This window comes from Bdellovibrionales bacterium, from assembly GCA_016716765.1.
GTDB lineage: Bacteria > Bdellovibrionota > Bdellovibrionia > Bdellovibrionales > UBA1609 > JADJVA01.
In genome coordinates this window covers 202,382-224,618 of the sequence record JADJVA010000020.1, presented here as the reverse complement: position 1 = coordinate 224,618, position 22,237 = coordinate 202,382, and the positions used below count along the sequence as shown (strand labels likewise).

Sequence of the window (22,237 nt, the reverse complement as noted above, 5' to 3'; positions counted from 1 at the left end):
GTGTATAGTGAAAATTCTGTTGACCCAATGAGAAACTTCAAGAAATTGTTGTTTCTCCGCGCTCATCCTGTGAGAATAGGGACCCCATGCCATAAGAATATTTCGCTTTTTCATGAATGGGATGGATTTTTGGTCGGTCAGCGGAGAGGAGATACGCCGTGCAAGTGGACATACTGGCGCTAAATGAAGCGATCAAACAAGAAAGCAAATTTGTCGAGAGAGTTATAGCCGAAGTCGGAAAGGTCATTGTCGGACAAAGAGAAATGGTTGAGAGCATTATTATGGGTCTGTTAACCGGGGGCCATGTTTTGCTGGAAGGCGTACCGGGCTTGGCAAAAACCTTGGTCATTTCCTCTATCGGTCGAGCCACTTCCTTGCAATTTCAGAGAATACAATTCACCCCCGACCTTTTGCCTACGGATCTCATTGGGACGATGATTTTCAACATGAAGACGAATGAGTTTATGCCGAAGAAGGGACCTATTTTTACAAATATCGTTTTAGCTGATGAAATCAATCGGGCTCCAGCTAAAGTTCAGAGTGCCCTGCTCGAAGCCATGGCCGAAAAACAGGTGACGATTGGAGATGAAACCTATCCTTTGGCGCGACCCTTTTTGGTTCTGGCAACTCAAAACCCATTGGAACAAGAGGGAACTTATCCATTGCCTGAAGCCCAACTCGATCGATTTATGTTTAAGGTTATTGTGACCTATCCAAAAAAAGAAGAAGAGGCCTTGATTTTGGATAGGATGTCGACAGATCATTCGCCGCAGATTGAGTCGGTTATCGGAAAAGAAGAATTGATGCGAGCCAAAGAGAGAATTGACGCCATTTACGTCGACGAAAAATTGAAAAACTATATTGTGGAATTGGTTATGGCAACTCGCAGCCCGAGCGAATATGGTTTGGGTCATATACAGAGCTTGCTGGCTGTCGGCGCTTCTCCGCGAGCCACAATCAATTTGGCTCGTGCTGGCCGAGCCCATGCATTTCTGAGGGGACGTGGGTTTGTGACAGTTGAAGACATTAAGGCCGTTGCTTACAATGTTTTGCGCCACCGGTTGATTTTAACCTACGAAGCTGAGGCCGAAGAAGTCGGCTCCGAAGAGATCATTAAGGAGCTGCTCAGTCATATCGAGGTGCCATAATTTGAGTTTACCTCCTGAGATACTTAAAAAAGTGAAGTTGCTTGAATTGAGCACACGGCGTCTCGTGAATAATCTGTTCGCGGGAGAATATCATTCTGCGTTTCGTGGGCAGGGAATGACTTTTTCAGAATTTCGCGAGTACGTCCCGGGTGATGATGTTCGTGCGATCTCATGGCCTGTTACCGCGCGGGCGGGAAAGCCCTTTATCAAGAAATTTGATGAAGAGCGTGAAATGACTGTCATGTTGGCAGTCGATGTGAGTGGTTCTGTTAATTTTGGATCAAAGGAATATTTCAAGGGCGAAATCGTGACGCATTTGGCGGCCCTCCTTAGTTTTTCTGCTGCCAAAAACAAGGACCCAGTGGGTTTGCTCTTGTTTAGCGATCAGGTGGAGCACTATGTTCCTCCTAAAAAAGGACGGGGACAAATTCATCGCATCATGAGTGATTTATACTATTTTAAACCCAAATCTCAAGGAACTGGGCTCAAAGTCGCCCTTGAGTTTTTGCAAGGGGTCCTAAAAAAGAAGTCGCATATTTTTATTTTTAGCGATTTTATGGATGAAGGATTTGATGGTCCCCTGAGAATGTTGGGGCGCAAGCATGATACGGTTGCAGCCGTGGTGCAGGATCCGGCCGAGAGGGAGATTCCAGCAATGGGAATCATTGATTTTCATGACGCAGAGTCTGGTGAGATCTATACTGTGGATACCTCATCTCCTGCGTTTCGGAAGGCCTTTCTCGAATCCTCACAGGCAAAAATAAGCAGTCGGGAATTGGCTTTGAAAAGGGCCCGAGTGGATCGGATTGATTTGAAAGCCGGTGAAGATATTGTCGAACCCTTGATCGCCTTTTTCAAAAGAAGGAGTCGACGGTGAATTCAAATCCGGAAAGTTTGCCTTCCGAAAGTGCAAACGCTCCGATCTGGAATTGCAATCTTGAAGAGGCCCCTCAAGCAGGGGCAGCGAAGCTAGACTCCTTTACGGTTGGAAGCAAGTACCTGCTCACCTGTCGTGGGGAGCCTGTCGCCGAATGGAAAGCTCATCCGATGATTCGATTTAGTAAACAAGAGCAGCAATACTCCCTCTACCCATTGAAAGTAGTCACCCAATCTTCTGATCAAATCCAATTGGTGGTAACAGGATATAGGCCTGGAAGTTATGTGGGAGATGATCTTATTCTCACTGATGGCACAAACACAGTGAAAATGAGTAAAATTGAGTGGCAAGTCAAATCGGTTCTAGAAGGAAAAACACAGGCTCAAATGGTGCCGCCTTTTGGACCCTTTCAAATGGGTTTTCCGCCTTGGTTGTACGGTCTTTGGATAGTGCTTGCTTTGATTTTTCTTGGCTTCTTTTGGCGGCAGGGCCTTCGATATTACTCGCGTAAACGCTTGCTTGAAAAGCTCGCCGCCAACAAGACGGCTCTTTCTCCATTCAATGAAATGAATAAAGGGATACGAGGTTTGCTGCGAAAACTGCGCCCGGATCAGGCGGACAGTTTAAATAGTTTTGTGTACGATTTGGATCAGCTTTTTCGACTCTATCTCGTGAGACGGCTCTTGGTGCCTGCTCTCGAGTGGAGCGATCGAGCGGTGATGAATGAAATTAAGAATCGTTACAAGCAGGTTTATAAAACAACAGCCTCTGATTTGCGTCGACTCTTCAACGAATTGAGAAAAACGAAATCGGCGACCACTGTTTCCCGAGTGGATGCTGAACAACTGATGGAGATGACTCGACAGATGGCGGACCGAATCGAACACCAATTGGCGGGAGGGGGTTCGAAGTGACGTGGGCATCTCCTTGGGCCTTTGGCTTTCTTGCTCCCTTAGTTTTGATTTTTATTTGGAGATGGTTCATGCGCAAAAGGCAGAGGCCGTCAGTTCAATTCAGCTCGATCAAAATTCTTAAGGCTGCTGGAAGTACACTTCGGGCTCGGCTCGTCGGTATTCCGACTGTTCTGAAACTGTTTGGTCTTTTCTTTGTGGTTGTCGCCTTGGCGCGTCCTCAAAAGAGTGACACGAAAATGAAGAGAAATGTTGAGAGCATTGATATTATGATCGTTCTAGATATTTCCGATAGTATGTTGATAGAGGATATGCAGCCAGAAAATCGTTTGGAGTCCTCGAAAAAAGTGATCCATGATTTTATCAAAGGGCGGATCTCAGATCGTATTGGGTTGGTCGTGTTTTCTGGGGAATCCTACACTCGGGTGCCCATGACGCTCGACTATCCCCTCCTCATGAATAATCTGGCGCAGGTCCAGACTTCGCGGAACATCAAGATGGGAACTGCCATCGGGGTCGCCTTGGCCAATGCGGTTGGTCGATTGAAGGACTCTACGGCAAAATCTCGGGTTGTTATCTTCTTAACAGATGGAGAAAATAACAGCGGAACTATTGATCCCCAGACCGCGATTGAAATGGCCCGGGACTTGGGTATTAAGGCCTATAGTATTGGAATGGGTCGAGACGGACAGGCTCAGTTACCTGTTTATCTTGATAATGGCAGGGGCGGAAAAGTTAAACGTTATCGTCCCATACATAGCGCCATCAATGATGAACTGCTGGGTCGAATGGCTTCAGAGACCGGCGGGAAATATTATCGAGCTATTGATGGTAAAGCTCTCGAAAATGTATTTAAGGATATTGATCGTCTAGAAAAAACCAAGGTTGAGGTCAATGAGTTCACAAGGTATTCAGAATTGTATCCACCCTACTTAGAGGCGGGCTTGGTACTGCTCATTATTTCTTCTTTTATAGGTAGAACTGTTTTGAGAAGGGGGCCTTGATGAATGAATATCGTTTTGCTGACCCCGCAGCTCTGCAACTGCTCTGGTTGATTCCCTTGTTTTTTGTTCTTTCTGTTTACTTGAATCGAGTGCAGACCAGAAAAATAGTGAAGGCTCTGGGTTCAAAGCTGGCCCCTTTTCTCACTTCGAGCGTATCGACCGTTCGGCGTCGTTGGAAACTCATTTTAGAACTCTCTGCGATTGGCTGTTTTATCTTTGCCTTGGCCCGTCCCCAAGCGGGGCAGTCACGGCAGAAAGTAAAAAGCGAGGGCATCGAGATCGTTATTCTGTTTGATGTGTCCAACAGCATGGAATCTGAGGACGTGAAACCAAGTCGTTTAGAATTGGCTAAGAAAGAGGTGGGACGTCTTCTCGATCTGATGTCCGGAGATCGCGTCGGATTGATAGCTTTTGCGAGCTCGGCGGTGGTGATGTCTCCCGTAAGCACCGATTTGTCAGCGATAAAGATGTTTATTGAATCCCTTTCTCCCAAATCGGTATCAAGTCAGGGCACTGAGTTTGCTAAGGCGCTCGGCGAAGCCAAGGATGCTTTTCGTCGAGGGGGAATTGAAGCAGATGAGGATTCATCAGTCACTCGAGCGATTTTGATTGTTTCAGATGGTGAAGATCAAGAGCCTGGAGCTTTGAAGGTAGCAAAGGAATTGGCTGATGAAGGCATTCGAATATTCTCTTTAGGAGTGGGAACAGAAAAAGGGGGACCGATTCCTCTGCGAGATGAATTTGGAAATCTTCGTGGATATCGTAAGGATCAAAGTGGAAAGGTGATATTGACCCAAACCAAGGGAACGCCCTTGAAGGATCTGGCCAGCGAAGGGAAGGGAAGTTTTTATCACGCCACATTTGGAGGTAATGCCCCTCGGACTCTGTATGAGGATATTCGTAAACTCGAACAATCACAGTTTGGTTCTGCGGTTGTGACAAATTACGATGAGAAATATCAGGGATTTCTTATCGCAGGAATTATTTTGCTGCTGATCGAATTGGCACTCAGCGAACGCCGCCGCTCGGGCCGGATTTGGAAGGGGCGATTCGAGGTTGCTGAGCAATGAAAAGTCTGATTGTTGGAATTATTCTTTGTTTGTGTTTGGCGGCAACGGCGGTCATTGCCAGAAATTTAAGTGTGAAGGCCATCGAGCTCAACAATCAGGGGGTCGATAGTCTTAAGAAGGAAAGCAGCTATCCGGCTTACAAGAGTTTTGTGGCGGCCCTTGCTGAGGATCCATTTAATTTGTACGTTCAACTGAATTTGGGACTGGCCTTTTTACTCAATAAGGAACCTGATAAAGCCGTGAAAACTTTTGGTACCGTAGTTCGTTTGGCTGAAGGCAATCCTGAGTTACAATTTTACGGTTTTTTCAATGCGGCAGTTGCCTTGGCCCAAGAGGGTCAGATTGAAGCGGCTCTTCAGAACTATCAAAATGCCTTGGAGCTTCGCCCCGATTCTGTCGAGGTAAAGACAAATATTGAGTTGCTATGGCAAGGAGAAGGCCAGGGCAAAGGAAAAGGAGAGGGGAAAGATAAAAAGGACGATCCCAACGGAAAGGAAAAGGGAGAGGGGAAGGGCAAAGACAAACGAGATCAGAGCAAGGACCAACAGTATGAGAACTCTAAGCCCACAAAACAGAAACTTGGAGGAGGGTCTTTAACAAAGGAACAAATTCAAGCTATCTTAGAAGAGTTGAAAAATCAGGAGCAGAAAATTCGCGCAGAAGAAAATGAACAGGGATTAAAGGAGGCACCGAATGGCAAAGATTGGTAAATTCTGGTTGCTATTTGTCTTCGCTGTCACGGGGCTGAATCTTAATTGGGCATTGGCGTCTGAGGGAGTCAACGTCACGGCCTCTGTGGATCGAGAATCAATGGAGGAAGGGGATACCTTCACCCTTCTCATTTCAGTGTCGAGCAAAGGAAGCGTGACGGTTGAAGAACCCCGACTGCCAAGTTTTAAAAATCTTGATCTTATTAATTCCTGGTCATCATCGGAGACAAGTAGCACGTACGCCAATGGACAGTTTCAGGTCCAGCAGTCCCGGATTTTCAATTATATGTTGGCCCCCAATGCGGCGGGAAAGCAACGCATCGATCCTGTTGAAGTCGTCGTAAATGGAAACTCCTATAGGACCAAGGCTCTCGACATTGAAGTGAAGAAGGCGGGTTCTATTCCAACTCGTCCAAAAGCTCAAACACCTCCGGGACAGCCCGTTGATCCCTTGGATGATGCCGATGAGCTGTTCTCTCAATTGCTGCGCAGGCGGATGCCTGGATTCAAATCGCAACCTATCAACCCAGATGAATCATTTTTTATTCAAGTCGACGTGGACAAAACGAAGGTTTATGAAGGACAGCAAGTGACTGCTTCCTGGTATCTTTACACACGTAGTTTGATCCGTGATATCGACACTCTTAAATATCCAGCGCTCAATGGATTTTGGAAAGAAGAGATTGATCTGGCGACTCGCCTCGAGTGGCAAGATGAGGTGATCAATGGCTTGGTATATAAGAAGGCTTTGCTTGTGTCTTATGCCCTATTTCCTATCAAGCAAGGCAAAGCCGTTATAGATCCTTACAAAGCAAAATGCTCAGTTATGGCCGACTCTGCTTTTGGATTTGGTCGTCAATATGTTTACACGAAGGCCAGCAAGCCTGTGGAAATTCAGGTCTTACCCGTGCCCTCAGAGGGCCGACCGGCTGATTATACAGGTGCTGTTGGACAATTTGAAGTGACGGGAGGGATTTCAGAGCAGACGGTTGCTGCGAACCAACCCGTAACATTGAAGGTTAGGTTTGATGGTCGCGGCAATGCGAAGCTGATTGATCTGCCAAAGCTCGGTCTTCCCTCTTCAATTGAAGTCTATGATACCAAGAGTGAATCAAAATTTTTTAAGAACGGACAGAGTTATAAAGAATTTGAAGTTTTATTGATTCCCCGGGAGGCAGGATCGGTTACCATACCTGCTCTCAGTTTTAGTCTTTTTGATCCCAATACCGGTCAGTTTTACAAGAGGGGGACCTCCGAGATTGTGTTGACCGTGACACCAAGCGCTGGCGATCAGGCGATTGCGTCGGCTCCAAGAGAATCAAAGGACGAAGCTAAAGAAAAGGAAAAGGAAGCTCGCAACGGCATGCCTGATCTGGCTTTGGGGTGGGAAGAAAGCGGATGGGACTTTCCTTTTCAGCCTCTGATATTTTGGCCTTTTGTTTACTTAGCGATATTCATTGCCCTGGGATTCTGGACAATGATGCAATTTGGTATTTGGCGAAAGGGCAGGGATTTGCGGGCTCTCTACAAGAAGAGAATTCTTCGTATCATTAAGCTTGCGGACAAGGGAGATTGGCGCTCGGTGGGGGTCGAAGGAACCAATCTCATTTATCTGATCTTGGGAGAAATTTCAGGATCGAGGGGAGGATATCAGGAACTGGAAAAGCTAGTCATGAAGGCTCCTCCAAGCGTTCGACGGGAGGTCGAAGCTCCTCTACGCAAGATCATGAATACTCTAGAGGCCTTGGGATTTGCGCCGGAGGCATTGACCGCCTCGCTGAGGGATAAAAAGGAGCTTAAAAAGACAGTGAGCGAATTAGATAAACTTTTGAGTCACACTCTTGATCTTGCTCTTGTTTCTCTACAGGAAACAACACCTGACAAAGGTAAGGCTTGATGTTTAAAATCGTCATCAGGGCACTTGTCTTTATTGCAATCTGGATGTCTGCTTTGGGCGAGGCGCAGGTAAATCTTCGCCAAGTGTTGCTGAGAAGTGACATTGAGCTGCCGGCCTCAAGGTGGTACTTCGATAATTCTCCAATTCCTAAAGGTGGAGCTTCAGTTGCTCGTCTACTGATAACCTTGAGACAGGAAGATAAAAAAAATAATGCGGAGAAGTGCTTGGGAACAGCTGCCCAACTCAACAAGATAGCTCAGGGATTGCGACCCTGGTTAGCGATCACAGAGTTGAATTGTGCCATGAAGTTATCTGAAAAAAACCAAGGTCATCTTGTGTCCTTGAGCTCTATCATTGATAGAATAGACAAAAATTCTGATTGGTTTTTACAGGGCCCCCAGGCGAACGAGCTTCGGCAAGTCTATGTCAAAGCGCTTTTGCACCTTCTGAGTAAGCAGCTTAAATCCAACCGACGTCAGGCATGGAATACCATCGATCGTATCATGCAGAAAAAATCTTGGCTTGATCAGGCCGCCCAGGGACAACTTTATCGGTCTGCTGGAGATCTGGCCTTTATTCAGCAGAATTTGAGTGCGGCGGCCGATTATTTTGGACGAAGTTACCGTGCTCTGCCACAACCAGAAATGCGTCAGCGGCTTGAATCCCTTCGGGGAGTCTTAGCCAAATCTGAAAGCAAAACAACGGTTATTCAGCAAGGCCAAGCAGTCACTCCGGATCTCACCATTGAAGTATCTCAAGAGGAGACTGAACTTCAGCAGAGGATAGGAGTTGCTTTGAGCGGTGGAGATTTTCTTGCCGCCGTAGAGGACTGTGTGAAATTGATCAAGAAGTTTCCCGGAGGACGGAGATCTGATTGGGCCAGTGATAAAATCCTTGAAGTTCTGACGAATATAATTTCCAACTCGGATTCTAAACTTCGACTTTTGAAAGAAAGAATTCTTGATCAATTAGATAAAGCGGACGGTGGGCGTCAGGCTGAATGGGCCAAAAATCTTTTTGGCCGTGGTTATTATCTTGAAAGTGTTCGTCTTGCCGACTCCAGTCTGTCCGAAATGAAGGGGAAGTCAACCGCGACGCCTCTCTATGTGATGGGACAGTCTTCCTTGTTTTTGGGTGATTATAAAAAAGCAGAACAAAGTTTTGAAAAACTGATTCAGGAGCATGGGGGAACAGATATCGCAGCTGAAGCCCTGTTTAGATTGGGTCTCACTCATCTTCGTCAGCAAAAATATCCGGCCGGTGTGGCTTCGTTCGAGCGATTGTTGTCCCTTCCAAAGGGGAAACAATGGGAGCTACAAGCTCGCTATTGGCTGTACCGATCTCTTCAAAAATTCAATTCCGAACGTGCTGTGCAGGAAGGGAAGCTCTTGATCGATCGTTTTCCTTTAACCTATTATGGATTGAGAACCAGAATTGAAACAAACGAAAATCGTCTGAGATTTGAACCGGACCCGAAGGGGCCAGTTAAGATTCAGCTCTGGCTGAGTGAGGTAGAAAATCAGGCTTGGGAAAGATTTCAAGTTCTGTTGCAAGCCGGATGGCTTAAGGAAGCCCAAGCAGAACTTGGGTTTTTGCCTTCACCACAGTCTCCGGAAGAAAAAATAGTAAGAGCAAGGTTGATGGCTTTAGCATTCGATCATTTCGGAGCTATCTCCATGACGAATGAGGCTTGGGAGGAAGATCGCGGGCTTTTGAGATCTGGGCTTTATGGTCTTTCTTTTCCTCGAGAGTTTCAGTCTTTAGTAAAACAAGCGGCTATCAAGCAGGGGCTCGACTCGGCTTTGGTTCTTGGGTTGATTAAACAAGAGAGTTCTTTTCGTCTTGATGCTGTGAGCCCCGCGAACGCGGCGGGCCTGATGCAAATTGTACCCATTACGGCGCGAGATTCTGCGCAATACACCAATTACAAAAAGAAGCTATCGCTGCCGGAAGATCTCTTTGATCCGGAATTGAATATTTTGTTTGGGACAAGTTATTTGAGAAGAATGATCAGAGCTTTTGATGGGCATTTGTTGCTCGCTTTGGGTAGTTATAATCTTGGTATTGGTCGCCTCAGAAAGTGGCTGGCTTATCGGGAAGACTTGGCCAAGATGAGTTCGCGGGGATCTTCAGATCCTTTCGATGACCTCTGGATTGATGAACTGCCTTGGAGTGAGACAAGTTTTTATGTGAAGGCCGTTATGCGCAATTTTTTAGTTTACCGTGCTTTAGAAGGTCGCGAAGTTGTCATATCCCCTTCTATATGGGAGGGAGCCATCCAATAGGTTGACCCTGAAGTGTCAATTTGTTAGACAGTGCGACCTTGGTCCTCCGTCTTAGGCCCAAAGACGCCACGTCTTGTTGCGGTTTTCAGTCCGGTGGGCTAAATTTATAGTTTAGGTACTTAAGGGAGGCTGAATGCAAAAATGCAGAATGGGTCTTGTGTTAGTGGCATGGGTGGGCCTGACTGCTTGTAGTCATTTTCAATCCCCTCCAGAAAATAATGACAGCTCAGCTGTAGAAAGCGAAAGTCCAGAATCTCTCGCTGTTATCAAAGGTGCAAATGACAAGCTTTCTGATTCGCCCGTTCAAGTCGAGAATATTCCGATCGAAGTAAATAAGCAGGTTCAGAAATGGGTTAATTATTTTCAGGGCCGAGGTCGTCGCTACATGGAAACCTATCTGGAGCGATCCTCAAGATATCTCCCTATGATGAAGGCGGAGTTGCGCAGTCAAGGTTTGCCAGACGATCTTGTGTATGTTTCTTTGATTGAATCTGGATTTAGTCACAAAGCGCACAGTCATGCGGCAGCGGTGGGGTATTGGCAGTTCATTCGAGAAACTGGTAAAAATTACGGATTGCGGATTGATCCATTTGTTGATGAAAGACGGGATCCTGTTCTATCTACTCAGGCCGCAGGTAGATATTTTAAAGCACTTCACAATCTTTTTGGAAATTGGTACCTCGCTCTTGCTTCTTACAACACGGGAGAAAACAGGGTCAAGCGAGCTGTGATGAGGCACTACACGAGGGATTTTTGGGAACTTTCCAAGAATCGTCGTCTGCCGCGCGAGACAGCCAATTATGTGCCAAAGTTTATCGCGGCCACACTCATCGCAAAAAATCCGGAGGATTATGGGTTTCACAAACTTTCGTATGAAGCCGAGTTTGGATACGAGACAATTGAGATCACGAAGCCAATAAGTCTCCAAAAGCTGGCAAGCGGCATGTCGTTAGTGAGTTACGAAGATCTTCAACGATTAAATCCGATGTTTCGGACCTACTATGTGCCGGTTGAGCCAGGCAGTGCGGTGACCCTGAGAATTCCCGTTGGGTCACGGGATAGGGCTCTGGCGGCGATTGATCTGAGTGACTCAATCCCCCCCGTATTTGTAGCCTCAGAATCGGGCAGATATAAAATTCGAAGAGGCGATTCTCTTTCTGTAATAGCTCGACGTCATCACACATCCGTTGCGACACTTCGTCGTCTCAATGGTTTTTCAAATCGAAGCCTTCTGCGCATTGGACAGAGGATTCGTGTTCCCGAGCGTGAACTCAATGTTTACGTTAGTCATCGTGATACGGCTTCTTTGGAAAAGAGTGGCCAGAGCAACTCTTTAACCCCTGAGATCAAGTACCACGTGATGAAACGGGGAGAAAATCTGAATCTCGTTGCCAAGAAGTATGGCGCGACAATTGAGAGCTTGAAGAAGTTGAACAATCTGAGTCGTCGAGGAATGGTCTTTGTGGGGCAAAAAATTGCCGTAAAAGCTGAGAAGGGGCGAATGCATGTTGTTCGTCGTGGCGAAACCCTCACAAATATTGCCCGTCAATATGGGGTGAATATCACAAAAATTGCTCTGGCCAACCAGCTGTCCAATCGTTCTAATATCATGATTGGGAGCGAGCTCGTTATTCCACAGTGAGGGTTTCCATTTTTCGGAGATCCCAGATATTTTCCTTCCCATTTTAACGCACTTAGACTAAAAGAACAAAAAAGGGTCATTTTTTTGAAAATTCATAACCTGGCTTGGGCGTCGAGACTTTGGCCAGCTGGAATTCTTGGGAGCGAGTTTTGATTAGATTCGTTTTTTTCTTTCTGATTGGATTGTGGGACCCGGGCTTAGCAAGCGCTGGGTGTAGGAAAATTGTGATGTTTCCCTCTTCTGGCGAAATTCAGACAAGTAAAAATGGGGGCGAAGGCATCCCTTTTCCTTCGGCAATTGAGAAGAGAGAGCGCTCTTTTGGTGAAATTGTTGCAAATTCCTCTACCCATGATTTTGGGGGGGCGTTACGTCGTAGAAGGAGACACGAAGCTTGGCTACGGTCGTCATCTCTTTATTTTGGTTGAGATTGAGGGGCAGGTCAGAGCCTTCACGGTTCCAGAGTTTAATCTAGAAGACTCATTGATGAACGGAAATCTTCAGACCGGGTACTTTGGCTCCCACGAGGGACTTTGGCAAGAAGTCTTGCGTCACTTGCCTTACGGAGTGAGTGCACAGGTTCTGTCAGCAGGAGAACTTTTGGTCACTGGGAATCATGAGATTTTTGAAATTTATGGCAGATCCGGCACTTTTCGAGGCGATGAGTCGCACCTTCAGTTTGCAGCGTCCAGACTTCCAAGTCTGGGCTTTGACTTGACATCAGGCGTATCGAAATTAACCTATGCAATGAGGCCGATCCCTAGCATTCGCCATGCGGCGACCGAAGATTTGGCGACAGGAACCACGAAGGAGGACTTGAAAAAGCTGGCGACGAACCAAATCAAAGTTCAATTGGACCCACAGCTTAAGGCAGATTATGAGTTGCTCATTGAATTTGTTTCAATATTAATAAAAATGAAATCGCACGGTTGGCGGGACCACTACCACAAATATGTCTTTTCCTATGTAGAAGGCAACGAACATCAGAGGTATTTAGCCAACAAATTGGCAATGTATTACATAGGAATGGTGAGTTCGTTTGTGAAAATTGAGCCTGAGCAATTCGTATTGAATGTTGTCACAAAGTCCGGCTATGGATTTTTGCGGAGACAGATATTGGAAATTCTAAACCTGTGGATCGAGGATACTCCTGCCGATTCACGCAGCTTTGATTTGCCTTTCTCAACAGGTCAGCTAAAGGAATGGAAAAAATTCCGCTCCAAAGTTAAAAAAAGCCTTGAGTGTAACAGGCAACAGGCTCGATGCCTGTAGTTGATTTAAACTGGCCCACTCGATTGTTGTTCCAAACTCCAAGGGTGCCTGACTGAACCAAGTCTCAGGAGTCCAGGATCTTCAAACATGCGTCCGGCAGCAGCGCTCCCTTTGTGAGCACTGCACCAAGCCGAACTCGATCCTGAATTCCTGAGACTTGGTTCAGTCAGGGACCCTTGGAGTTTGGAACAACAATCAAGTGGGCCATTATTGAGGAGGCAAATCCCTCACAATCTGTGCCGCAATGGTGGAAAAAACGCATCCTTCTGGGGAATCAGGATGACTGATCATCAGAGGGACTCCGGCTTCAGAACTGATAGCCACATCGGGGTGAAAGGGGATTTCGCCCAGCTTTGGAATTTTTCTGACAGAGAGAAATGTATCAATGTCTCCCTTTGGAAAAAGTTGGATTTTTTGATGAGTTTCGGGATCGAGCAAATAAGACATATTCTCGACGAGGCCCAACTGAGGGATGTTTACCTTGTCGTACATATCGAGAGCTTTCTTGGCGTCAGCAAAGGCGAGATTTTGAGGGGTGCAGACAGTGATGGCTCCGTTGACTGGAATTTTCTGAGCCATCGTTAAGGCGACGTCACCCGTACCCGGTGGGAGATCAATGATCAAATAGTCGAGGTTACCCCATTCGACATCTCGGAAAAACTGGTCCATTGCTTTGAAGAGCATGGGACCCCTCCAAATGAGCGCTTGAGACTCATCCACCAGAAAACCAATACTCATCGCCTTTAGTCCATATCGTTGAAGCGGCTGGATCTTTCCATTTTCGCCGATACTCGGTTTTTGATTTATGGCACCGAGCATCCTCGGGATGCTGGGGCCATAGAGATCTGCGTCTAATATTCCCACCTGGTAGTTCTTGCCTAAGGCAATGGCGATATTAATGGCGACAGTGCTTTTGCCGACCCCACCCTTACCTGAGCCTACTGCAATGACGTTTTTAATGCCTGGAATTGCAGTTTGTTGGGAAAATGGATTTTGTGTCACGGGTCGCTCCTTTCGGACAGGGTTCTTCCACTGGGACTTGAAAAATACTTTGGGCGACCCAATAATAGGGATGTGGATCCCAAGGTCAAAGAATTCCTGATTTTAAATGGCGCGGTCTTGATTTTGGTGCTTTTTTACCTATTACGGCGCCGACCTCGCTCTCGGATGAAGCTATCGCTAAAACGGGGATGGAGTGGTCAAGGTCCCCATGCTTCTTCGGTAGAGGGCCCGGCGATGGCCTCGCTCAATGGGGACTCAGATAGAAAAGCTCTCGCTGGAGAATATACGAAGACCCTCACGGGAAAGTCAGAAGAAGACGGTGGTTCGGGCAAAGCCTCGAAGGACCCAATAACCACAGGTGAAAAGGCATCTAATCCACGGAGAACCCTCAATGTGATCTTTAATTACAATGGGCACTCTTGGGATGCCTACGAAGTTTTGGGTATTCCTGCAGGAAGTCCGATCGACAAAGTCAATGAAGCCTATCAATCCTGTCTCAATCTCGTCGATAAGGAATCGCGCGTCTTTGTTGATACGGCCTACCAGTCGATTCTCGCGCACCTGCGTTCTTAGTTACGCGCCACATTAAGGATCATTTTAAAAAGGAATTCAAGGCCCTTAGGCAGAGTGATATCAAGCCGTTTTGTTGACTCTTTCTTGCCGTCGGTGTTACCTCGAATCAGATCAAATATAAACCCCTCTCTCTTCGTTCTGAGGAATTTCATGCAAACCACTCTATTGAAAGATTTGTCCACTTTGGTTTCACTATCTAAGCGCCGCGGATTTGTATTTCAAAGCAGCGAAATCTATGGAGGTTTGAACTCTTGTTGGGATTATGGTCCCCTCGGTACAAATTTGAAACTCAACGTTAAGCTGCATTGGTATCGCGCGATGACCCGGAGAAATGACATTGTGGGCCTCGATTCGGCCATCTTGATGCATCCCACGGTTTGGAAAGCCTCTGGGCACATTGATGGGTTCTCAGATCCTCTGGTGGACTGCAAGAAGTGTAAGAATCGTTTTCGTGAAGATTCATCAATTGTGGATGGGAAAGTCGTGTGTCCGCGCTGCGGTTCAGCTGATGTAACAGAATCTCGGCAATTCAACCTTATGTTTAAGACTCATATGGGACCTGTGGCCGATGAAGGCAGCACGGTTTATTTGCGACCTGAGACGGCCCAAGGCATATTTGTCAATTTTGAGAATGTTGCCACTTCTATGCGTAAGAAGATCCCTTTTGGAGTTGCTCAAATTGGGAAATCTTTCCGCAATGAAATCACACCGGGTAACTTTACCTTTCGCACTCGAGAATTTGAGCAAATGGAAATGCAGTTTTTTGTAAAACCCGGAACGGACGAAGAGTGGTTTGAGTCCTGGAAGAAGATTCGCTGGAATTTCTATCTGAACATGGGCATTCGAGAAGAGAATTTGCGTTACAAGCAGCATGGCCCGAACGAGCTTGCGCACTACGCGAAAGCGGCTTTCGATGTGCAATATCAATTTCCGTTTGGTTGGCAGGAGCTTGAGGGTGTGCACAATCGTGGCGATTTTGATTTGAGTCAACATCAGAAGTTTTCAAATAAAAAACTCGAGTATTTTGACGAAGCCTCTAAGGAAAAGTTTTTGCCTTATGTGATTGAAACTGCAGTGGGATGCGATCGTTTGTGTCTGGCAATACTTTGTGATGCCTACCGAGAAGAAAAGGTGACAGAAGAGGGTCGTGAAGATGTTCGTGTGGTTATGGGCTTTAAGCCGGAGCTTGCTCCGATTAAGGTGGCCGTGCTGCCGCTCTCAAGAAAAGAGCCTCTTACAAAGATGGCCGCTGATTTGCGAGATGAGTTGGCGCTTGAGTGGGACGTCGATTATGATGAAACGGCGAGCATTGGGAAGCGATATCGTCGGCAAGACGAGATCGGCACTCCACTTTGCGTGACAGTGGATTTTACAAGCATTGAGGACGAAGCCGTGACCGTTCGTCATCGCGATAGCATGAAACAGGATCGAGTTAAAATGTCAGAGTTGAAGCGCTATGTGGCTCAAAAATTAGCGGATTTTAACTAAATTCCATTGGAGGCCCTTATGGAAGTTCGGGAAAGATCGACATCTGTCTCTGCCGAGAAGTACCAATTGCCCAGTCAGTACATCTACTTTTTTTCAAAAACTCAGACCGATGGCAATGCTGGAATGAAAAGTATTCTTGGCGGCAAAGGAGCGAATCTTGCTGAAATGACCTCATTGGGCCTTTCAGTGCCGCCGGGATTCACCATATCCACAGAAATTTGTCAGGTGTTTCATCGGGCCGGTGAAGTCTTGCCAGTGGAAGTAAAAAAAGCTGCAGAGGAGGCTTTAGAAAAAATTGAAACCATCATAGGAAAAAAGTTCGGAGACAATAGCAATCCTCTCTTGCTGAGTGTGCGGTCAGGGGCGCGGGCCAGTATGCCAGGAATGATGGACACAATTCTTAATTTGGGCCTTAATGACCAGGCGGTTGAGGGCTTGGCGAAGCAATCCGGAAATGCGCGTTTTGCCTGGGATTCCTACCGGCGTTTTTTACAAATGTACTCTGATGTTGTGATGGGCATGAATTCTTCCTATCTGGAAGTCATTATGGAAGATCTCAAGGACTCTAAGAAATATTTGAATGACACGGATTTGAGTGTTGATGACCTGAAGACCATGGTAGCGAAGTTTAAAAAACAAATTTTAGAAACGACGAGTCAGCCATTTCCCATGGATCCAAAAGAGCAGTTGTGGGGGGCTATTTCAGCTGTATTTAAATCTTGGAATACTCCACGGGCCAAGACCTATCGTGAGTTGCACGGAATTCCGGCCAGTTGGGGAACGGCGGTAAATATCCAATCCATGGTTTTTGGCAATCGGGGAGATGATTCGGCGACAGGGGTGGCCTTCACACGAAATCCCTCGACAGGAGAATCCGTTTATTATGGTGAATTTCTTGTCAATGCCCAGGGCGAAGACGTGGTAGCAGGCATTCGCACGCCTCAGCCCATCACCAAGAGGGATGCTAAAGATTCAAGCCTTCCCTCTTTAGAAGAAATTATGCCAAAAGCCTATCAGGAGCTCACGGGCGTTTTTGATAAACTCGAAAAGCATTACAAAGACATGCAGGACATTGAATTTACCATTGAAAGAGGCGTTCTGTGGATATTGCAAACTCGTAACGGAAAAAGAACGGCTCGGGCGGCTCTTCGCAGCGCTTGCGAAATGATTGATGAAAAACTGATCAGTCCAGAGGAAGCCCTCTTGAGATTAGATCCGAAGAGTTTGGATCAGCTCCTCCATCCGGCCCTGGATCCGAACGCTCCAAGGAATTTGCTGACAAGGGCCCTTCCGGCAAGCCCCGGTGGTGCGGTCGGCACGATTGTATTTAGTTCGGAGGAGGCCGTTCGAGCTGCGGCAGAACAAAAAAAGGTGATTCTCGTCCGAATTGAAACTTCACCCGAGGACATCGAGGGAATGGTTTCTGCTCAGGGGATATTGACGTCTCGTGGAGGAATGACTTCTCATGCCGCCGTCGTGGCTCGAGGGATGGGCAAGTGTTGCGTGGCAGGTGCGGGCGAAGCGGATGTTGATTACGTAAAGAGAGAATTGCGCATAAAGGGCTATGTGTTGAAGGAGGGAGAAACAATCACTTTAGATGGCTCTACGGGAGAGGTTTTCCTCGGTGAAGTTAAAATGCTCCCTCCAACCCTGGATAAATATTTTGAGCGTATCATGAAAATGGCTGATGATTATCGCAGTCTAGGAGTTCGAGCGAATGCAGATACCCCAATGGATGCAGCGACGGCCCGCCGGTTCGGAGCTGAGGGCATAGGCCTTTGTCGAACTGAGCATATGTTTTTTGGTGCGGATCGTATCGATGTTGTGCGCGAAATGATTATGGCAGACGATCGCCATGAGAGAGTGCGGGCTCTCGATCGGCTGGCTCCTATGCAGCGGGAGGATTTTTTGGGGTTATTTCGCGAAATGAATGGATACCCCGTGACAATTCGGCTTCTGGATCCTCCCTTACACGAATTTTTGCCCCATTCCGAAGATGAACTTGCGGAGTTAGCGGCGCGTTTGAAATGGGATGTTGCGAAGATCCGTTCTAAGGTGCGTTCCCTTTCAGAAGTAAATCCCATGCTTGGTCACCGTGGCTGTCGATTGGCCATTACGTTTCCAGAGATTTATGAGATGCAGGCTCGAGCCATTGCTGAGGCGGCCATTGAAGTGATTGAAGCTGGTCAGCAGTTATCTCCAGAAATAATGATTCCTTTGGTAGCAACCGAAGGGGAGCTGGCCCGTTTGCGTGAACTGGTTGATCGGACAGTGAAAAGGGTCCAAGAGGAACATGGGGTTATTTTTGAGTACCTCGTTGGGACAATGATTGAATTGCCGCGGGCCGCATTGATTGCCGATCAGCTTGCGCACAGTGCAGAATTTTTTAGTTTTGGAACCAATGACCTGACGCAAACAACTTTGGGTCTTTCTCGTGATGATTCCGGAAAGTTTTTGGCCACTTACGTCTCCGAGGGGCTCTTTTTGGAGGACCCTTTTGCCACGATTGATGTAGGGGGCGTTGGAAAATTAGTTCAAAAAGGTGTTGAATTGGGGCTTCAAACCAGACCAGATATTAAGTTGGGGGTTTGTGGGGAGCACGGAGGGGATCCGTCGAGTATTGAATTCTTCCATAACGTGGGACTACACTACGTTAGTTGCTCACCCTATCGAGTTCCCATCGCAAGGTTAGCAGCGGCGCAAGCGGCGCTCAAACAACGGAAGGTCCAACATTGAGAATCAAAAAATTAGAGATCGTCGGTTTTAAGTCGTTCAAGGATCGAACGGTTATTCACTTTGATGCCGGAATTACAGGAGTCGTGGGGCCAAACGGCTGTGGTAAATCTAACATTGTTGACGCCCTTGTTTGGGTGATGGGAGAAATGTCGGCGAAACATCTCCGCGGATCTTCGATGGAGGATGTGATTTTTGCCGGCGCTGAGGGCTATGCGCCTCTTGGTTTGGCTGAAGTCAGTTTAACTCTGGAGAATGACGGAGGTCCCTTTCCGGCAAAGTACGCGCGATTCAGTGAAATAATGGTTACGCGCCGATTGCATAGGAACGGAGAGAGCGAATATCTGATTAATAAGGAGCCTGCCCGCCTGCGCGACACTCAGGAAATATTCATGGATACGGGGGCTGGCTCTAAGGGGTTTAGTATTATTGAGCAGGGGGCTATCGGCAAGATTATCACGGCAAAGCCGGAAGACCGTCGAACTCTTATTGAAGAAGCTGCTGGAATCACAAAATTCAAGGTGAGAAAACGGGAATCTCAGCGAAAGCTAACGCAGACGGATCAAAACTTAGTGCGACTTCAGGATATTATCGGAGAACAAAAGCGTCAGTTGGACAGCTTGCAGCGTCAGGCTCAAAGAGCTGAGCGTTATCGCAATCTTAAAAATGATATCCGAAACAAGGAACTTTGGGTCACGTCGAAGGCCTTCTTAGAATTGCGTGGCGATATAGAAGAAGCTCAAAAAGGCTATATTCAGGCTCAGGACTGCGATACTTCGGTGACGACCGATATCAGCGAAATGGAGTCAGAACTTGCTGAAATGAAGCTGGAGGTATTGGAGAGGGAGAACGATGTCGAATCTCTCCAGGTGAAGCGGCAGAAAGTACAAGAGCAGAGCCAATTGCTTGAAAATGAAATAAGAGAATTGCGTTTTGAGATTGAGCAGGCTCGTCGCAATAAGGAGATGACGGGAAATATTTTAGAGCAATATCAGGCGAGGCAAAGGGCGCTGGAAAATGAAAAGAAGACCTATGAAGAGAGAGAAAGCCAGCTGGCACAAATCTCTTCAGAACTTGACCAAAAATATGTTGTGAGCAATGAAAAGTATCAAACAGTGCAAAAACGTGTTTTAGAGGCGGATGAGGAACTGACGCAAACTCGTCGTGAGATGCTCGCAGTTTCACAATCAGAGTCTCACATGAGTGCGAAGCTCTTGTCCGTTCAGACTCAGATTGAGGATGTTGGACTCAAGGCCGAGAACAGTCGTTCTGTTCTTGCCGAACTTAACAGCAAAAGTGCGGGGTTTGAAGAGCGCCAGGCTAAGGTTTCGGCTGCCCTTGAATCTGAAAAGCAGATGCAACTAGAAGTTGCGAGGGACGTGGAAACAATTCAAACAAATCTTGTGGTCTTAAAGGATCAGTTTGAAGAAAAGCGAGTTGAAGTTGAATCTTTCAAGGATGCTCTCAATGAGGTTTCCTCTCGACTTTACGGTCTTGAGAATCTTCACGCTAATTTTGAGGGTTTTGAGGATGGTGTAAAATCAGTCATGCTGTGGCAACGGCAGCGTTTGGAATCTCAGGATGTGGCAGATGGAAATATTTCTGAGAGTCAGTATCAACCGATGGTCGAAATCGTCGAGGTCCCCCAGGAATATGAGCTTGCGATGGAGGCCGCTCTTGGAAGTCGATTGCAAATGCTATTGGCCCAGGATTCTCAATCGGCTCTCTCGGCCGTTGAGTATTTAAAAGAAAAAAAGTCTGGGAGATCGAGCTTTGTGGCTCTTGATATGAGCTCCGGATCGGAATCAGACTCAGACTCGTGGGATCAAACAAATCTACTGAAGGAAAAGGGATTTAAAACTCTTCTCACGGATGTTGTTGTTGTACCAGCGTCTTTTCAAAAGCAGGTTTCCTCTTTTCTCCGGGACGTCGTGGTTGTCGATAATATTCGCAATGCCATGGCTCTGCGTAAAGATTATTCAAATCTAAGCTTTGTCACTTTGGATGGAGATACACTTACAAATGAAGGGATCTTGACGGGTGGGACCAACGAAAACGTCGAATCCGGTGTGCTCAAGCGTCGTCGTGAAATCAAGGAACTTTCCATTAGACGTGAGGAATTTGCAGGAAAATTATCTTTGGCTCAAAATGTTTTGAAAAAGATAGAGGCCAAGATCAAAACCCTCAGCAGTGATTATGAGAGCGCAAAAAATCGTCAGAACGAAAAAGAAATCTCGGTAGCGGAGTTGAAAAAAGACTTGGAGCGAGCAGACAATGAGCTGAACAACGCTCGGGTGGCTCTGCGAAAACAACAAGAAGAGTCCTCTCGAGATGAAAATCAACTTTTGATTCTTCGTGAGCGAGAGGAAGATATACAAGAATCAATCGCGGAGACTCGTGAAAAACGAATAGATCTGGAAAGTCAGGTTGAGACTCTAACAGAAGAGTTGAGAAGTGCTCGTTTAGGAATAGACAGTTTGCAAATGGAAGTGACCGAGTTAAAGGTTGAATCTGCCGCGAAGAAACAAGAGCTGGAAGGAATTCGTCATCAGCTCAAAATGGTTTCCAATTCTCTTTTCGATGTGAACCAGAATCTGTCGCAAATGTCAGAAGAATCAGAGAAAAGCACAGAATCACTTTCTTTGAATAGCCTGAAGGTAGAAGAGCAGAAACTTCAACTCGAGAGAGTCATCAGTGAATTGCAGGTTATCCATGAGAATTTAAAACTGGCCACAAATTCCTATGAGGAAATTGCAGCGCAAGAGAACGATCTGAGCGATAAACTGTCTCTGGCTTTGCATTCGATCAACGAAAACAAGGCACGCCTCAATGAGGCCCAATTGAAACTCGAACAATATCGAATGAAGGAACGTTACCTTCTGGATCAAATTTTTGAAAGATATCAGCTAGATTTGGCAGAAGAATCCTCTCAGTTTGCGGAGATTGAGGGTGATTTGGCGACAACAGAAGCTGAGCTTGAGGATTTGAAGGACAAGTTAAAGCGGATTGGGGAAGTAAACTTGTCTGCTATCGAAGAGTATGATGAGTTGTCCGAACGGTATCGGTTTCTCTCTCAGCAACATCAAGATCTCACAGAGGCAAAGGAGAGTTTGCGTAAGGTCATAGATCGAATCAATCGGATTTGTTCGAGAAGATTCAGAGATACCTTTGAGTTGGTTAATGAGCGGTTTGTAAAAGTTTTTCCTGTTCTATTTGGTGGAGGTGAAGCGCGCCTTGTCATGGTGGAAGACCTCGAGCATGGAGAGCAAGGAATTGATATTGTTGCCAAGCCTCCTGGTAAAAAACTTCAAAACGTGGGTCTTCTTTCTGGCGGTGAGAAAGCTCTGACGGCGGTGTCCTTGATCTTTTCAATTTTCTTGGTTAAACCTTCACCTTACTGCCTTTTGGATGAGGTGGATGCGCCTTTGGATGATGCCAACGTCTATCGTTTTAATGATTTGGTTGGCAAGATGACCAAGCGCAGTCAGATTATTGTGGTCACCCATAACAAGCACACCATGAGGGTGGCAGATAAACTATACGGCGTCACCATGGAGGAAAAGGGAGTCTCCAAAATGGTCTCGGTCAATTTAAACGAGGCCGAGAGAGTTGCTGAAGTATAATGGAT

At 46.6% G+C, this 22,237-nt stretch carries 16 protein-coding genes; 14 read left to right on the top strand and 2 right to left on the bottom strand.

Translation table 11 applies throughout. The features are described 5' to 3' along the window. Window positions 1-158: 158 nt before the first annotated feature. From IPL83_09815 to IPL83_09770, 10 genes are all read left to right on the top strand, one after another. On the top strand, window positions 159-1,148 hold the full coding sequence (locus tag IPL83_09815) for a MoxR family ATPase (GenBank protein MBK9039443.1): 990 nt from the start codon (window positions 159-161) through the stop codon (window positions 1,146-1,148). Between the two features lies 1 nt (window position 1,149). After that, entirely contained in the window at window positions 1,150-2,025 is an 876-nt protein-coding gene (locus IPL83_09810) for a DUF58 domain-containing protein (protein ID MBK9039442.1), read from the top strand. Beyond that, complete coding sequence (locus IPL83_09805) at window positions 2,022-2,939, top strand: hypothetical protein (GenBank protein ID MBK9039441.1); 918 nt, start codon at window positions 2,022-2,024, stop codon at window positions 2,937-2,939. The genes IPL83_09810 and IPL83_09805 overlap by 4 nt, the downstream gene beginning before the upstream one ends. Then, window positions 2,936-3,940: a VWA domain-containing protein gene (locus IPL83_09800; protein MBK9039440.1), complete on the top strand. Its 1,005-nt coding sequence runs from the start codon at window positions 2,936-2,938 to the stop codon at window positions 3,938-3,940. The genes IPL83_09805 and IPL83_09800 overlap by 4 nt, the downstream gene beginning before the upstream one ends. Next, window positions 3,940-5,010 (top strand): VWA domain-containing protein, encoded by a 1,071-nt coding sequence (locus tag IPL83_09795; protein MBK9039439.1) that lies wholly within the window; start codon window positions 3,940-3,942, stop codon window positions 5,008-5,010. The genes IPL83_09800 and IPL83_09795 overlap by 1 nt, the downstream gene beginning before the upstream one ends. Continuing rightward, a complete protein-coding gene (locus IPL83_09790) occupies window positions 5,007-5,720 on the top strand; it encodes a tetratricopeptide repeat protein (GenBank protein ID MBK9039438.1) in 714 nt (237 codons plus the stop codon). Before IPL83_09795 ends, IPL83_09790 begins: the two co-directional genes overlap by 4 nt. Then, the gene (locus IPL83_09785; GenBank protein ID MBK9039437.1) at window positions 5,704-7,617 is read left to right on the top strand and encodes a protein BatD; all 1,914 of its coding nucleotides are present in this window, start codon (window positions 5,704-5,706) and stop codon (window positions 7,615-7,617) included. The genes IPL83_09790 and IPL83_09785 overlap by 17 nt, the downstream gene beginning before the upstream one ends. Then, complete coding sequence (locus IPL83_09780; protein ID MBK9039436.1) at window positions 7,617-9,902, top strand: transglycosylase SLT domain-containing protein; 2,286 nt, start codon at window positions 7,617-7,619, stop codon at window positions 9,900-9,902. Before IPL83_09785 ends, IPL83_09780 begins: the two co-directional genes overlap by 1 nt. Before the next feature lie 133 nt (window positions 9,903-10,035). Next, window positions 10,036-11,544 carry a LysM peptidoglycan-binding domain-containing protein gene (locus IPL83_09775; protein MBK9039435.1) on the top strand — a complete coding sequence of 503 codons (1,509 nt, stop codon included), beginning with the start codon at window positions 10,036-10,038 and terminating at the stop codon, window positions 11,542-11,544. A 321-nt stretch (window positions 11,545-11,865) separates the two neighbouring features. Continuing rightward, a complete protein-coding gene (locus IPL83_09770; protein ID MBK9039434.1) occupies window positions 11,866-12,813 on the top strand; it encodes a hypothetical protein in 948 nt (315 codons plus the stop codon). Between the two features lie 207 nt (window positions 12,814-13,020). Here IPL83_09770 and IPL83_09765 read toward each other — a convergent pair whose 3' ends face one another. Further along, complete coding sequence (locus IPL83_09765) at window positions 13,021-13,815, bottom strand: Mrp/NBP35 family ATP-binding protein (protein MBK9039433.1); 795 nt, start codon at window positions 13,813-13,815, stop codon at window positions 13,021-13,023. Between IPL83_09765 and IPL83_09760 the strand changes: the two genes are divergently transcribed. Continuing rightward, entirely contained in the window at window positions 13,807-14,388 is a 582-nt protein-coding gene (locus IPL83_09760) for a hypothetical protein (GenBank protein MBK9039432.1), read from the top strand. The two genes, IPL83_09765 and IPL83_09760, sit on opposite strands and share 9 nt — an antisense overlap. On the opposite strand, the gene IPL83_09755 is transcribed toward IPL83_09760, so the two are convergent. After that, entirely contained in the window at window positions 14,385-14,540 is a 156-nt protein-coding gene (locus IPL83_09755; protein MBK9039431.1) for a hypothetical protein, read from the bottom strand. The genes IPL83_09760 and IPL83_09755 overlap by 4 nt on opposite strands. On the opposite strand from IPL83_09755, the gene IPL83_09750 reads away from it, so the two are divergent. From IPL83_09750 to smc, 3 genes are read left to right on the top strand one after another with little or no spacing between them, the layout of a single operon-like run. After that, on the top strand, window positions 14,539-15,876 hold the full coding sequence (locus tag IPL83_09750) for a glycine--tRNA ligase (GenBank protein ID MBK9039430.1): 1,338 nt from the start codon (window positions 14,539-14,541) through the stop codon (window positions 15,874-15,876). The genes IPL83_09755 and IPL83_09750 overlap by 2 nt on opposite strands. A gap of 18 nt (window positions 15,877-15,894) precedes the next feature. Next, the gene (locus IPL83_09745; GenBank protein ID MBK9039429.1) at window positions 15,895-18,612 is read left to right on the top strand and encodes a pyruvate, phosphate dikinase; all 2,718 of its coding nucleotides are present in this window, start codon (window positions 15,895-15,897) and stop codon (window positions 18,610-18,612) included. Continuing rightward, window positions 18,609-22,232, top strand: a complete 3,624-nt coding sequence (gene smc, locus IPL83_09740; protein ID MBK9039428.1) for a chromosome segregation protein SMC — start codon at window positions 18,609-18,611, stop codon at window positions 22,230-22,232. The genes IPL83_09745 and smc overlap by 4 nt, the downstream gene beginning before the upstream one ends. Window positions 22,233-22,237: the final 5 nt, after the last annotated feature.

What these genes read in the sequence shown, in the direction of transcription:
- IPL83_09795 (MBK9039439.1), top strand. Translation starts at nt 3,940, where the DNA reads ATGAATGAATATCGTTTTGCTGACCCCGCAGCTCTGCAACTGCTCTGG.
- IPL83_09790 (MBK9039438.1), top strand. Translation starts at nt 5,007, where the DNA reads ATGAAAAGTCTGATTGTTGGAATTATTCTTTGTTTGTGTTTGGCGGCA.
- IPL83_09785 (MBK9039437.1), top strand. Translation starts at nt 5,704, where the DNA reads ATGGCAAAGATTGGTAAATTCTGGTTGCTATTTGTCTTCGCTGTCACG.
- IPL83_09780 (MBK9039436.1), top strand. Translation starts at nt 7,617, where the DNA reads ATGTTTAAAATCGTCATCAGGGCACTTGTCTTTATTGCAATCTGGATG.
- IPL83_09775 (MBK9039435.1), top strand. Translation starts at nt 10,036, where the DNA reads ATGCAAAAATGCAGAATGGGTCTTGTGTTAGTGGCATGGGTGGGCCTG.
- IPL83_09750 (MBK9039430.1), top strand. Translation starts at nt 14,539, where the DNA reads ATGCAAACCACTCTATTGAAAGATTTGTCCACTTTGGTTTCACTATCT.
- IPL83_09755 (MBK9039431.1), bottom strand. Translation starts at nt 14,540, where the DNA reads ATGAAATTCCTCAGAACGAAGAGAGAGGGGTTTATATTTGATCTGATT.
- IPL83_09745 (MBK9039429.1), top strand. Translation starts at nt 15,895, where the DNA reads ATGGAAGTTCGGGAAAGATCGACATCTGTCTCTGCCGAGAAGTACCAA.